Below are 14,112 nucleotides of genomic sequence, written 5' to 3' on the forward strand. Positions count from 1 at the left end.
GCTAATTACCACTATCTAAGTTGTATTTTGGTTTTTCGTGCTTAATACCTTTAACTGCCTCTGCAACTTCTGCTGGCATATATTCTTCGTCATGCTTTGCAAGCACTTCAAATGCTTCAATAACATTAGGTTCGATTAATACGCCCTGCGCTACAATGCCTTGCCCCTCACGAAACAAGTCTGGCAATATGCCTTGATAACGCACGGTCACTAATGGACCTGTATCAATTAGCTTAAAGCTTACTTGTAAGCTCTGTTCATTACGCTCAACCGTGCCTGGTACAACCATGCCACCAATACGTAGCTTTTGGCCAATGAATGGTTTTTCTTTATTAGGCCCTTTGCCATCAATAAGTTCGCTTGGTGTATAAAAAAGATTAATATTTTCTTGAAGTGCATAAAGCACTAAACCAATTGATCCACCAATACCAAACAGTACGGCAATAATTACCAATAGGCGTTTTTTACGTCTTGGATTCATGAGGCTTGTTCCTGTTTAGCTTTTTTAATTCGCGCTTCACGTATTATTTGTTGCTCAACTGAAGCCATAATACGTTTGGTATCTCTTAAAGAGTTCACTAAAATACCGAGTAAAATAAGGGCGCATGTACCAAAAGAAAGCCAGATATAAAACCCGTAGCCTCCCATTGCAATAAAATCAGAAAAAGAGTCAAACTGCATAATTACCCCTTATTTAACAACAAACGCACCCACGGTCGGTGCTTTTCGCGTTGTAAAATTTCATTTTTAAGACGAATTAAAGTCACTGTTCCTACAAATGCAGCAAAGGCTAAAATATTAACCATAAGTGGCCAAAACATACTTGGGTCTATTGCTTTGGTGTCTAGTTTTGTAATGCTTGCGCCTTGGTGTAGCGTATTCCACCACTCAACTGAGTAATGAATAATAGGTAAGTTAATTACGCCCACAATCGCTAAAATAGAAGCCGCACGCCCTGCTGACTTCTTATCTTCAAATGCATGGTAAAGCGAAAGCACGCCAAGATATAAAAATAATAAAATAAGTTCAGACGTTAAACGCGCATCCCATACCCACCAAGCACCCCACATAGGTTTACCCCATGCAGCGCCAGTAATAAGCGCTATAGCAGTAATACAAGCACCAACAGGCGCTATAGCAATAACGGCAAGTTCGGCATTTCGTAGTTGCCATACAAGTGCAACAACAGCTGCAATAGCCATTGATGAGTAAGCCCCCATAGACAAAATGGCAGAAGGAACATGAATAAAGATGATACGGTAGCTGTCTTTTTGTTGGTAATCGGCAGGTGCAAAACCAAGCCCCCATACCCATCCAACAATCATACTAACTACAGTAACTACGGCAAAATAAGGCAGTAACGTATTGCATAACTGGTATGCACGCTCTGCTTTAGCATAGGGATGTAACCACTTCCACATTAACTTACACTCACTTTTAAAGCTGACGATATGGCAATTGGTGCGCTAATAATAGCAATAAGTAACATTGCACCAAGGATGGCAAGCTGCCCACTATAATCCAGCGACATGGTGCTGGTATCGATAGCCGACGTTGCAAAAATCAAAACAGGAATATACAAAGGCAGTACGAGTAAACTCATCAAAATACCCCCTTTTTGTAATCCTACAGTAAGCCCTGCGCCTATTGCGCCAATAAAGCTCAATAGTGGAGTGCCTAATAATAATGTTAAAACAGTCGCTGTTAACGCCGTACTTTCTAGGTTTAACAACAATGCAAATAGCGGCGTCATTAATACAAGCGGTAAACCTGTTACCACCCAGTGAGCAGCCACTTTAGCAAGTACGGTTAACGATAACGGGTAAGACGATGCAATTAACTGCTCCAATGAGCCATCATTAAAATCATCTCTAAACAGCTTATCCAAGCCCAGCATGGTAGAAAGTAATGCGGCAACCCAAATAATTCCCGGTGCCATTCTCGCTAGTAAACCAGGCTCAGGCCCGATTGCTAACGGAAATAATGAAATTACAATTAAGAAGAACAAAATAGGATTTACAATTTCAGCGCGCTGGCGAAACGCAAGTTTTACATCTTTGGTAAATACCGCACTAAATAGCAACCAATAAGAATGTTGACGAGTCATTAGTGACGATACTCCAGTGTAACCGTTTGCAAGTTACTAAAATGGGTCGTTAAATCTTGGTGGGTCGTTAACAAAATAGCTCCACCGTTTAGTAAGTGCTCGGTAAATCGCTGCTGTAAAAAGGCAACACCGCTTTTATCAAGTGCGGTAAATGGCTCATCAAGTACCCATAATTTAGCATCACTTAACCAAAGCCTAACCAAAGCTACACGTCTTTGTTGTCCAGCAGATAACATTCTAACCGGTACATCTTCAAGTCCAACAAGGCCAAGTTGCGCTAAAATGGGATACAAGTCAGGCTGGTTTATGTAGCCATTAATTTGTAACCAATGACGAACATTTTCAACTGCACTAAGCTGAGTATTTACACCTGTTTTGTGGCCTATAAAGAGTAGTTCTCTGGCATACTCTTCGTAATACTTAGATATAGGCTGTTCTTGAAATAAAACAGCTCCTTCATCAGGCACAGAAAAGCCTGCGATAATACGCAATAGCGATGTTTTACCAGCCCCATTAGGACCCGCTAATTGCATGATTTGACCGCTATTAAGGCTAAAATTAAGATCCGCAAACAAACAACGATCTTGCTTGATGCAGGTGACGGACTTAATGTGTAACAAGATGACGATTCTCTCTGCCAAAAATTAGGCGTTAGTCTACCATAATGATAGGGTAATACGAATATTGCTTTAAAATCGATTCACTTAAAATAGAGAAAACTTGATTTAAAATAATGAATACGCCAACGCAAATAACATTATCTAATTCATTGGTCATCAATCAATCGACAAACCCTCAAACCAATGAGTTATCGCAATTACCTAATGAGGCGCTTGCGGCTAAAAACATTCAATTTTCGAAAGACTCGATTACGCTTGATGTATTTATTGATAAACATTGGCAGACATTAAGACTTGGCACTACAAGCGCACCTCAAAATTTACAAAAAATAGCCAGTGCTAACATACAACTTAATCCCGATGGCAAACAGCTCAACATCACGCCAAACACTACAACCCTTACTTTAAATCAACCAGTACAATTACAGCGTTTATTAAATTATGTAAGCACGGGCACTGAGGTACAAAGCAAACCAATGGATTTACAAGTGGTTATGTCCCCTACCCCAAAATTAGTAATTGATAAACTTAACGCCAGTATTGCCATAAATAAAGACGTAGCGCAGTTACTTTTAACCGAGCAGCCTTTAAAAGTAGTTGTTAGCACTACTAACAAAGGCGCACAGCTTAATGTTATTAATCGCTTTGCAGATACAATTCATACGCAACCACTTAGCCAAACTAAACTTACTAAATTACTCGTGGCCTTATTACCTAGTGCGCAACTTCAAGCAACACCTAAACTAGCTATTTTGACTCATCCTCAAAAGTCAGGTTCGTTTACGACGCCTATTACTAATCAACAAGTTAGTGAGCTACCTAGCACGCCCATTAAAGTGAATTTAGTAAATCAGGCTGATAAATTACTTATTAAGACCGATACTAATAATATAAAAGTAACGCTTAATAACTCATTTTCTAAACCGTTTAACGAGTTACTTTTAGCTCAAAAAAGCAGTGTCCCTGAAATACCTTTTTCTGCGTCCACTATTAAAGCAAGCCCACTGCTTACACCTAATAGCCCAATAAAATCGTGGCTACAAAATAGCTTTAGTGATTTAAAAACGCGAATTAATGATGCGGTTAAATACTTTGAAAATAAGCCCTTTGCAGCAGCAAATAAATCTGAGTTAATGCCGCCGTCTGGATCATCTGCGATACAAAGGCCGGGCTTAGTTACGCAATTAACAGTATCACCGTTAAATAGAGTTAACATTACTCAAAATGTAAGTACTGCGTTAAATAGTAATACGGGCAATACTTTACCAGAGCACTTTTCAAGACTCCCGCCACTTGTACAATTAACTCAGCAAATAAAAGGAAGTGTTAGTGTTTGGCAATCACCTTCAAACACAGCAACAACCTACACGCCAATAACAAGTAACATTACTCAAAATGAAGTGGCGAGCGCTAAGCCAAGTAATTTAAACGCGAGTCAATTGAGTGCTCGGAGTATTAGTACTAACAGTAAAATTGATACGTTAATTAAGCCTACAAGTGAAGTTGTTACTAAAGGGCAAACAACGTCTTCAGTGCAACCAGTAATAAACGGCAACAATCAAAACAGTGTAAACCCAGCCACGATTAAAAACATTCTCCCATTAGCAGAGCCGTTATCTAATATTGCCTCTCGTAGTCAAATGCTACAACCAATAGAAGCAAAGCTATTAAGCACACTATTAAAGCTTCCTGATGCCACAATCCCTATGGATAGAGTAGCTGGTAACAAACAGCTTTTAAGTAGTCAAATTACTGATATTACAAATAGAGCAACAAAAGAAACGCCCGATTTAACTCGCTTAATTAACCAAGCATTTAATCGCATGGTCTCTAGTAATAATATTAACCCTGCGACCATACAGCGTGAAGTATTAGCCACCTTACAGCCATCTCAATTAACGGGTGATATACTACAAAGTAGCTTCACTAAAGGACTTGAACAAGTTGCAGTGAGTATTTTAGCAGCCCCTATAATTAGCCAATCAGTAACACCGATAAGCTTTAATAACCAAACTGGCTTAGATGCACTTTTACAAGTACTCATACCTACTTTTAAAACAGGAAACGCGGGAGCAAAAATACTTGAGCAACTGCAGCAAGCTCAAGTTCAAGCATTGGCTAGCGAAATCGTACAAGTTAAAAACACACTTACCCAAGTAAGTGTTTCAACACCAAATCAACAACCAGACACAAACCCGCTTGCACAATTTTTATTACCAATGAAATTGCCGCCTGAGGCCGCCCAAACAGAAATAACATTGGGGCAATATAAAAAGCCAAGCGCAGATAAATTAGAAGATAAAAATGTATGGTTTGTCAGGTTAAACTTTGATTATGCACAGATTGGGCAGTTACAGATTACCGCTGAGTTAATGGATAAAGCACTCGATTGCCAGCTATTAGCCTCAAGCCAAGAAGTAAGCGCAATTGCTCACCCTCACTTAGATAATTTAAGATCCAAACTAGCTAAGCATGGTTTACAGGTTGGAGAGCTCAACTTAAAGCGAGGCGATGCAAATAATCAGGCATTTTATAAATCTCATGCAATTATTAATATTAAGGTTTAGTAATGAGTGATACACCTATTAATAAGTCAGCCATTGGGCTTTTATACGAAGCTGGCAACACCCCCACTGTAAGCGTAAAAGGGTTTGGTGAGTTAGCTGACGAAATAATTGCAGCGGCAAAATTAAAAGGAATTATGATCCACGAAGATGCAGCGCTTGCTAAAACGTTGTCGCATTTAAGCTTAGGGGAAGAAATCCCTAAAGAGCTTTATTATGTAATTGCAGAGCTTATTGCGTTTTCGTATGTATTAAGAGGTCAATTTCCGCCAGGCTGGCAAGACTTTCAAGGTAAGTTAAATATTAAAGCGTGAGATTATTTACACGCTTATAACTAAAAAGGCGCTAAGCGCCTTTTTGTTTATGTAGTGAAAATAGTAATTCGGCTTCTGCTCGCGGTAATTCGCATTCGCGTATCACCTCATCGAGGTCCGCACCTAACTCTACCATTTTTACTGCACGAGAGTAAATTTTAGCATCAGGGTCATCGTATTTCTGCGCAGCTTGTTGTTGTATTAAATCTTGATTTTGTTGCTCAACCTCAAGCACTCGCTTACCAATACTTAAAAGCCCTGTTCTAAGCTCTGAAATTTCACTTCGCAAAATATGAGTTTGCTCTGAGCTATCTTTAAGCTGCTGTAATACAGCATTAACTTCATTCACTTGTTTGTTTTTTAATGCAATTATTAGCGCAAGCGATATAAGTCCTACCGCTAACGCTGATATAGCTATACTAAGTAACAGCATAATTTATTTGGTAAAGCTTATATATCGCTTAACTCATCCCATTCATCATCGCTGAGTAACTTGTTTAAATCGACTAAAATCAGTAGCTCATTATCACGATTACAAACGCCTTGAATAAACTTAGCACTTTCTTCAGTACCAACATTTGGTGCACTATCGATCTCAGAGCTGCGTAAATAAACGACTTCAGATACGCTGTCGGCTAAAATGCCGATAACTTGCTCTTCAGCTTCAATAATTAATATACGAGAATTATCGGTTGCATCAGCAGCTAACAAACCAAAACGTGCACGAGTATCAATAACAGTTACAACGTTACCGCGTAAGTTAATAATACCAATAACGTAAGAAGGTGCACCTGGTACAGGGGCTATCTCTGTATAACGAAGTATTTCTTGTACTTGCATTACATTTACGCCGTAGGTTTCTTCCTCTAGCTTAAACGTAACCCACTGTAAAATTTCATCATTATTATCTGCGTTTTTATTTGCTGACAGTAATTTATCTTGATTCATGCTATTACCCCGTAATGGTCATTACTACTGACGGCTATCTAAGCCTTTCTCTAATAATATATTTAAATTATCTACATCTATTAAAGCACACATTTTTTCTTTTATAACACCAGCAAGCCATGGGCGCTTACTTTTATTTGTACGCCATTTTACATCTTCTTTACTCAATGTAATGTTATTTATCAACTTTTCAGCTAATAAGCCCCACTGGCTATCACCTAAGGTAATTAAATACTGATAATCTAAAGACGCCTCTAATTTATCATCATACTTTTCTGGCATTACCCAACGAGCAGTATCAACAACATTAAGCTTTTCTTCTCTGTTGAGCATAACGCCTTTAAACCACTTTGGCTTACCAAATAAATGATTTACTTCACCTAGTTGATGTATACCGCCTAATGCTTTTAATGGCACAGCCAATGTTAAACCAGCAACTTCAAAAAATAATGCCTGAAATTCACCATCAAAATAGTCAGATTGGCTAGTGGTTATAATCTGTGGTTCTGGTTCTTCTGTAATCGTACTTATCGGCTCTATTACTTCATCGTCAATGGCTTTATTAACTTTTTCGGCTTCAAAAATAGGTTCAACTATTGGCTTAATTTCAGAATTAAGTAAGTCTTGATCAAATATTTTTTCTGCCGCTTTTATCTGTTCTTTTGGTTTTAAATGAATATGTTCTTGCTGCGAGTCATGTGGCATTTGCTCAAGTAATTTTGCGACTGGCTCAAGGTTATCTACAGGCTCGTCTTCACATAACAAAGCCCCTAGGTATTGTTTCATTACTTTTTCATTAGCAAATAATTGCTTACTCATTCATTAACCTTGTTCAATTAAATATTCTAGCAGTGCTTTATATGCGTATACACCACGCGAACGAGGACAATACTCTACAGGCACTTTTTGCGCAAAGCTTGCATCTCTAAATTTAGTATCTACCGGTATCACACCTGGCCAGACTTTATCACCATACGTACTTTGCAGTGTTTTATATGCTTCTAACGATGCTTTAGTACGTTTATCATACATAGTAGGGATTATAGTATATTGATAATCTTTCGCTTGAGAGGTTTGCATTAATTCCATAGTGCGCATCATTCTATCAAGCCCTTTCAGTGCTAAAAATTCCGTTTGCACTGGCACTAAAATTCGCTCACTTGCTGCAAGCGCATTAACCATTAACACCCCTAAAACTGGGGGGCAATCTAAAATGGCATAATCGTAATGTTCACTGATTTTTGCAAGCGCTTTTTTTAGTATTAATCCCATACCTGTTTTATTACCCATGCTTCTATCAAGCGTGGCTATCGCCATTGTTGCGGGTAAAATATCTAGGTTTTCAAGTGTTGATGGGCATAAAGCTTGAAGTATCTCTTCACTTTGCATGCTCGTGCCACGCGCAAAAATATCATATACGCTGGCTTCCAAATCTTCTGAGTCAATGCCAAAGTAATAAGTGAGTGATGCATGAGGGTCTGTATCAATAAGCAACACACGCTTACCCTGCAAAGCTAAAATACCAGCAAGGCTCACTGCTGTTGTTGTTTTACCAACACCACCTTTTTGATTTGCGACAGTCCAAATCTTCACATTACATCCTAATTACTGTTCATTGCGCGTTGTTATGCGAATACCACCATGAGGCAAACGAATTATTTTTATTGTATCGTCATCTGAAGGGAGCTCAATTTCAGGCTCTGCCACTACTGGCTTGACGGCCTGTTCATCACCTTTAATGTCTTGTATTGGCGGTAAACCATACTTAGAAAGTGCAATAACAACTTTACGATTTTCTGCTCGCCCTTGTTCTGTATCGTTACTTACAAAAGGTGAATATTGACCATAACCTTCTATCGCCATTCTGGCAGAATTAATACCTAATGCTTCCAACTCTACTAAAATAGATGTTGCTCTAGCAACCGAGAGTTCCCAATTTGAGCGAAATATTTCATTGCGAATACTTTCATCATCAGTATAGCCACGCACCCTAATATAGTTATCTACTGGAGCAATAATATCTTTAACAATTTTGACGACTTGCTTTGCCCTAGAGTGTGCAACTGAGCTACCACTTGAAAATAACATACCTGAGCTTAGCTCTATAATCAGCCAATCTTGATTAAGCTCTAAACTGGCTTCTCCATCACGAATTTCATCAATAAGCGCTGACTGCAGCTTAGCAAGTAAGCTATCGAGTGGTTTTCCTAAATATTTTTGTTGTATGTTACTTGTATCACTTTGACCGTCGAGTAACTCTGGACCTTGTTCTTCTTTTAAAATACTTTCACCATAAAGAACTTCTTGTTCAGGTGTCACTCTATCAGTCAATATTCCATTACCATTGACGCCCTCACCTTGCTGGGAGTGCTGGCGGGCAGATTTATCAAAAACGTGTTCAAGGGAGTCTGACAATATTTGAAATTGTTCTTCTTTGTTGATCGCTATCGCATACAGCACCACAAAAAAAGCAAACATAATGGTCATGTAATCGGCATACGATACAAGCCAACGCTCTGTATGTTGACTTTTAGGAGCAGAGTGACGCAGTCGTCGGCGTAGCATGTTATTCGTCCACTAAATTAGGACGCTCTACACGATAGGCTTCAAGCTTTAATTCTATATTTACTGGGCTTTCACCAACGCTTATTGCAATCACACCTTCGGCAAGCATTTCATGGTAAAGCATTTTTTGCTCTACACGCTGTTTTAACTTATTTGCCATAGGTAAAAACAATAAATTAGCTAAACCAACACCATAAATGGTCGCAATAAATGCCGTTGCAACTCCTGCACCAAGCATTTGTGGATCGGTAATAAACGACATTGCCTGTATTAAACCAAGCACAGCACCTAAAATACCAATGGTAGGACTGTAGCCCCCCATCGCTTCATAAACACGTGCGGCTTCAAGCAAGCGATCGCGTTCTAGCAGTAAATCAATTTCAAGCGTGTCACGTAGTTTTTGCTCTGAGCAGCCATCTACAAGCAAGCTTAAACCTTTTGCTGCATATGCATCTGGGTGAGCTAGCGCTTCGTTTTCAAGCGCTAAGTAACCTTCTTGACGTGCCTTATGAGACCACCGCTTAACTTGCTCTATTGCATCTTCAATATCATATTGTGGCGCAACAAAAACCCAAGAGCTCATATTTAGCATTTTTTTAAAGGTACTTGCTGATGTTTGCAACATAACAGCACCAAGCGTGCCGCCTAATACAATAATAAGGGCAGGACCATTAAATAAAGCAGAAACAACGCCGCCTTCTAAAGAGTAACCTAGACCTATTGCACCAAGTGCTACAAATAGTCCAAATATTGAGAGTTTATCCACAACCTACCTCTCTCTTGATACGTGCTGCAACATCGCTTAATGCTAAACTTTCACTCGAAAGCCCCGCATTAGCAATGGCTTGAGGCATTCCATAAACAACACAGCTTTTTTCATCCTGTGCCCAAATGGTTGCACCCGTTTGTTTTAACATTCTTGCACCGTCACGTCCATCAGCGCCCATGCCTGTTAAAACGATAGCAAGCACATCGCCTTGATACGTTTTTGCTGCACTGGCAAAAGTTACATCTACACTCGGTTTATAACTTATTCTCTCGCTATGATCTTCAAATACGCGCAGAGTTCTATTTGCACCACGCCCTTCTACCATCATCTGCTGTCCGCCAGGCGCTAGATAAGCAGTTCCTGGTTGTAAGCGGTCACCTTGTTGCGCTTCTTTCACTTTTATTTGGCACAGACCATTTAAACGTGCCGCAAATGCAGGTGTAAAAGCAGCTGGCATATGCTGAATAAGCAAAATAGGATGAGGGAAATTAGCAGGCAATTGAGTTAATATAGTTTGTAGTGCAACAGGGCCACCTGTAGAAGTGCCAATAGCCACAAGCTGGTATTGCTTTCCACTTGCTCGCATTGAGGCAATATTTGAACCTGACGATGTTGTAGGGGCTGCTCTTTGAAAGCTTCTATCGGGTTGTTTTATCGAAGGCGTTAGTGTGTTTGTTCTTTGCGAAAGTGAGCTTGTTATCGGTTTAGTTGATATTACTGGCTTAGGTGGTGTTGCAGCTTTAAACGTTCGCGGTAAACGTCTTCGCCCTATATCTTTCACTTTATTTTGTAAAAGCTTTATAGCGTCTTCATTATTGCGAGCGATGTCTTCAAATTTTTTCGGTAAAAAATCCATTGCTCCAGCATCTAGCGCATCAAACGTTGCTGTTGCGCCATCACGTGTTAGTGATGAAAACATTAAGATCGGGGTTGGATTACTCGCCATTATCTCTTTAACTGCGCTAATACCATCAAGCACAGGCATTTCGACATCCATAGTGATCATATCTGGACGTAGCTGAGCTGCTTTTTCAACAGCTTCTCTGCCATTCACAGCAAAGCCTATAACTTGTATGTCGCTATCTTGCTCAAGAATTTCGCTTACCCTGCGGCGAAAAAAGCTTGAATCATCAACAACTAAAACTTTAACGGCCATTTAGCTCTCTTATTAAATTTATGCGTAGGTATATATTAAATATATACCTACTTTATTATTAGCCTGCGTAATGTTTTAACATGTTTGGAACGTCTAAAATCAGTGCAATGCCACCATCCGAAGTTATTGTAGCACCTGCCATACCTGGTGTTCCTTGAAGTAACGCATCAAGCGGCTTAATCACTACTTCTTCTTGGCCAATTAATGAGTCAACAACAAAACCAATTTGCTGCGTACCAATTTGCACAATAACTACATGGCCTTTTGCTTTTCGCTGTGAACGATCTGAGCCTTTAACTAACCAGTGCTCGAGGTAGAATAACGGTATTGCCTTTTTACGCACAATAATTGTTAATTGCCCATCAACCACATTTGTTTTCGTTAAATCTAAGTTGAATATTTCACTAACACCTGCAAGTGGTAACGCAAATGTTTGTGCGCCAACAATTACCATTAAGGTCGGTAATATGGCTAAGGTAAGTGGTACTTTTATCTCTAAAATAGTACCTACACCTAACTCAGATTGAATACTTACAGAGCCGTTTAATTGGGTGATTTTAGTTTTCACCACATCCATTCCAACACCACGACCTGAAATATCAGATATCTCTTCTTTTGTAGAAAAGCCAGGTGCAAAAATTAGGTTGTATGCTTCAGTGTCAGAAAGTCGACTCGCTTGATCGTGATCGAGCACGCCTTTACTAATTGCTATTTTTTTCAGTTTCTCAGCATCCATACCAGCGCCATCATCTTTAATGGTCAACAAAATATGGTCGCCTTCCTGAGACGCTGATAAAGTAACATTACCTGTTCTAGGCTTACCGGCAGCCTCACGAACAGCTGGCATTTCAATACCGTGGTCAACTGAGTTTCGTACTAAATGCACAAGCGGATCGGCTAGTGCTTCCACTAAGTTTTTATCTAAATCGGTTTCTTCACCTACAAGTTGTAAGTCAATGTCTTTGTTTAAGCTGCGTGCTAAATCGCGTACTACGCGAGGGAAACGACCAAATACCTTTTTAATTGGTTGCATTCGCGTTTGCATAACCGCGCCTTGAATATCAGCAGTCACTACATCTAAGTTAGAGATTGCTTTACCCATTGCTTCACTGTCTGAATTGGTCGCTAAACTAACCAAACGATTTCGCACAAGTACTAACTCACCAACCATATTCATAATTTGGTCAAGTCGTTTTGTATCTACGCGAACTGTCGTCTCTGCTGCTGGTGGCGCTGATTTTTTAGGCGTTGCTGGCGCTGCTTTAGCAACCGGTTTTTCTACCGGTTTAGAAGCGGGTGCTTTTACAGGTTCTGGTTTTTTTACAGGCACACTCGCTTTTGCAGCTGGTTTAGCTGGGATATTGGGCTGTTTCACAGCTGGAGTGCTTTCTATTGATTTAGGTGCAGTGCCTTTACCATGAAGTTCATCAAGAAGCGCTTCAAATTCATCATCACTAATTTCATCATCTGATGAATTAGCAGTATTTGACGCTGGTTTAGCTGGTTCTACAGGTGCTTTAACTACACTACTTTGCTCAGGTGCTTTACTCGCAACCTCACCAAAACTGCCAACTCCATGTAACTCGTCTAATAAGCTGTCAAATTCATCATCAGTAATATCACCATTAAAATCACTACTACTTGCTACTGGCTTTTCAACTGCAGGACCTTGTCCTTTACCGTGTAGTTCATCAAGTAAGTTTTCAAATTCATCTTCAGTGATTTCGTTTATTTCAGCATCACTAACCGAAGGAGTTCCGCTAAACATTTCATCAAATGCAAATGGATCTTCCTCATCAGCTATTGGCGTATCAACTACTTCATCAAGAGGTTGTTCAACGTCAGTTTCTGAAGCGACTCCGTTAAGCTCGGCTTCTGTTGGAGGTAGGCCCAAAATGTGGAGGGTTTGAAGTAACTCAGGATCTGCTGGTTCTGGCTTATCCCTATTTTGGATAGTCGCGAACATTTCATTAATGGTGTCGAGCGCTTGTAAAATAACATCCATTAACTCTGAATTGACCGTTCGCACGCCTTGACGTAGTAAATCAAATACGTTTTCAGCGCCGTGGCAAGCATCAACAAGTTCTGTCATAGCTAAAAAGCCTGCACCACCTTTTACAGTGTGAAAGCCTCTAAATATGGCATTTAGTAACTCGGTATCTTCTGGATTATTTTCCAGTTCAACTAACTGTTCAGATAAAAGCTCTAGGATTTCTCCTGCCTCTACAAGAAAGTCTTGTAAAATATCTTCATCGACTTCAAACATGCAGTTACTCTCCTCTTAGAAGCCCAAACTTGATAAAAGATCATCGACTTCATCTTGATCAGATACAACATCATTACGCGATTCTTTATCAATAATAGGGCCTTCAGGACCTGCTAAAGTTTGTGTGGCAACTGGTTCTTTTATTTTTTGTTGTTCTACTTTATTCGCTGTGTTGTCACTGTCATCTTGTTCAGCAAACGCTGTTAAAAGATGAAGTAAGCTTTCTTCTACTTCTCTAACAAGTTCTATAACACGGCGAATAACTTGACCTGTTAAGTCTTGATAGTCTTGAGCCATTAGTACATTTGTCATTAAGCTTTGAAGCTCATCCGTTTTATGATGAGAGTTATTCATAAACTTATCGATACTATGGCAAAGTTGTTTAAACTCACCAAGCTCAATCTCCCGGCTCATTAAACGATCCCATGTCGGTTTGATATGAGATATTTCATCTGCAAGTTGCTGAGCTATAGGTAAACTAGCCTCAACAGCATCCATTGTTTTATTAGCCGCATTTTCTGTCATTTCTATAACATAATTAAGCCGCTTTTTAGCATCTGGAATCGCATCTGTCGTTATGTTAGTTAAGCGAGTATCAAGCTCAAAGCTTTTAAGTGCTTCGTGCAGTTGACGAGTCAACTTCCCAACTTCAGCAAATAATTTAGACTGCTCTTGCGAAGCTGTCTCTAAAATCAACTGATTAGCTTTATCTTGCTCATCGTTTTCTAAATAAATGACGAGTTGACGAGCTTGTTCTAACGTTATTTGAGGCGCAGCTGGTGCTGACATAAGCCTCTCCCCCA

Annotated in this window: 16 protein-coding genes; 2 read left to right on the top strand and 14 right to left on the bottom strand. The window is 39.6% G+C overall.

Features of this window, described 5'->3' with window-relative positions:
- Nucleotide 1: 1 nt before the first annotated feature.
- From ccmE to ccmA, 5 genes are read right to left on the bottom strand one after another with little or no spacing between them, the layout of a single operon-like run.
- Nucleotides 2-481 carry a cytochrome c maturation protein CcmE gene (gene ccmE / locus GQR38_RS16420; RefSeq protein ID WP_007585848.1) on the bottom strand — a complete coding sequence of 160 codons (480 nt, stop codon included), beginning with the start codon at nt 479-481 and terminating at the stop codon, nt 2-4.
- Nucleotides 478-681: a heme exporter protein CcmD gene (ccmD, locus tag GQR38_RS16425; RefSeq protein ID WP_007585846.1), complete on the bottom strand. Its 204-nt coding sequence runs from the start codon at nt 679-681 to the stop codon at nt 478-480. The genes ccmE and ccmD overlap by 4 nt, the downstream gene beginning before the upstream one ends.
- 2 nt (nt 682-683) lie before the next feature.
- Nucleotides 684-1,421, bottom strand: coding sequence for a heme ABC transporter permease (locus tag GQR38_RS16430; protein ID WP_007585844.1), 738 nt, complete (start codon nt 1,419-1,421; stop codon nt 684-686).
- Complete coding sequence (gene ccmB / locus GQR38_RS16435; protein ID WP_002959286.1) at nt 1,421-2,107, bottom strand: heme exporter protein CcmB; 687 nt, start codon at nt 2,105-2,107, stop codon at nt 1,421-1,423. The genes GQR38_RS16430 and ccmB overlap by 1 nt, the downstream gene beginning before the upstream one ends.
- Complete coding sequence (gene ccmA / locus GQR38_RS16440) at nt 2,107-2,727, bottom strand: cytochrome c biogenesis heme-transporting ATPase CcmA (RefSeq protein WP_096058052.1); 621 nt, start codon at nt 2,725-2,727, stop codon at nt 2,107-2,109. The genes ccmB and ccmA overlap by 1 nt, the downstream gene beginning before the upstream one ends.
- Nucleotides 2,728-2,840: 113 nt before the next feature.
- Between ccmA and GQR38_RS16445 the strand changes: the two genes are divergently transcribed.
- Nucleotides 2,841-5,294: a flagellar hook-length control protein FliK gene (locus GQR38_RS16445; protein ID WP_165721595.1), complete on the top strand. Its 2,454-nt coding sequence runs from the start codon at nt 2,841-2,843 to the stop codon at nt 5,292-5,294.
- A 2-nt stretch (nt 5,295-5,296) separates the two neighbouring features.
- Entirely contained in the window at nt 5,297-5,605 is a 309-nt protein-coding gene (locus tag GQR38_RS16450; protein WP_024589934.1) for an EscU/YscU/HrcU family type III secretion system export apparatus switch protein, read from the top strand.
- A gap of 31 nt (nt 5,606-5,636) precedes the next feature.
- Here the strand turns inward: GQR38_RS16450 and GQR38_RS16455 are convergent, their stop codons facing one another.
- The 9 genes from GQR38_RS16455 to GQR38_RS16495 are packed head-to-tail and all read right to left on the bottom strand — an operon-like array spanning nt 5,637 to nt 14,098.
- Nucleotides 5,637-6,038, bottom strand: a complete 402-nt coding sequence (locus GQR38_RS16455; protein WP_024589935.1) for a DUF2802 domain-containing protein — start codon at nt 6,036-6,038, stop codon at nt 5,637-5,639.
- Between the two features lie 17 nt (nt 6,039-6,055).
- A complete protein-coding gene (locus tag GQR38_RS16460) occupies nt 6,056-6,553 on the bottom strand; it encodes a chemotaxis protein CheW (RefSeq protein ID WP_002959294.1) in 498 nt (165 codons plus the stop codon).
- Nucleotides 6,554-6,577: 24 nt separating this feature from the next.
- Nucleotides 6,578-7,372, bottom strand: a complete 795-nt coding sequence (locus GQR38_RS16465) for a chemotaxis protein CheW (RefSeq protein ID WP_007585828.1) — start codon at nt 7,370-7,372, stop codon at nt 6,578-6,580.
- A 3-nt stretch (nt 7,373-7,375) separates the two neighbouring features.
- On the bottom strand, nt 7,376-8,146 hold the full coding sequence (locus GQR38_RS16470; RefSeq protein ID WP_165721594.1) for a ParA family protein: 771 nt from the start codon (nt 8,144-8,146) through the stop codon (nt 7,376-7,378).
- A gap of 12 nt (nt 8,147-8,158) precedes the next feature.
- Nucleotides 8,159-9,118, bottom strand: a complete 960-nt coding sequence (locus GQR38_RS16475) for a flagellar motor protein MotB (RefSeq protein ID WP_165721593.1) — start codon at nt 9,116-9,118, stop codon at nt 8,159-8,161.
- A 1-nt stretch (nt 9,119) separates the two neighbouring features.
- On the bottom strand, nt 9,120-9,884 hold the full coding sequence (locus tag GQR38_RS16480; protein ID WP_007585825.1) for a flagellar motor protein: 765 nt from the start codon (nt 9,882-9,884) through the stop codon (nt 9,120-9,122).
- Entirely contained in the window at nt 9,877-11,043 is a 1,167-nt protein-coding gene (locus GQR38_RS16485; protein ID WP_165721592.1) for a chemotaxis response regulator protein-glutamate methylesterase, read from the bottom strand. Before GQR38_RS16485 ends, GQR38_RS16480 begins: the two co-directional genes overlap by 8 nt.
- Nucleotides 11,044-11,101: 58 nt before the next feature.
- Entirely contained in the window at nt 11,102-13,309 is a 2,208-nt protein-coding gene (locus GQR38_RS16490) for a chemotaxis protein CheA (RefSeq protein WP_165721591.1), read from the bottom strand.
- Between the two features lie 15 nt (nt 13,310-13,324).
- Entirely contained in the window at nt 13,325-14,098 is a 774-nt protein-coding gene (locus tag GQR38_RS16495; protein ID WP_007585814.1) for a protein phosphatase CheZ, read from the bottom strand.
- Nucleotides 14,099-14,112 lie beyond the last annotated feature (14 nt).

Source organism: Pseudoalteromonas sp. c7(2019) (assembly GCF_011378625.1).
Classification (GTDB): Bacteria; Pseudomonadota; Gammaproteobacteria; order Enterobacterales; family Alteromonadaceae; genus Pseudoalteromonas; species Pseudoalteromonas arctica.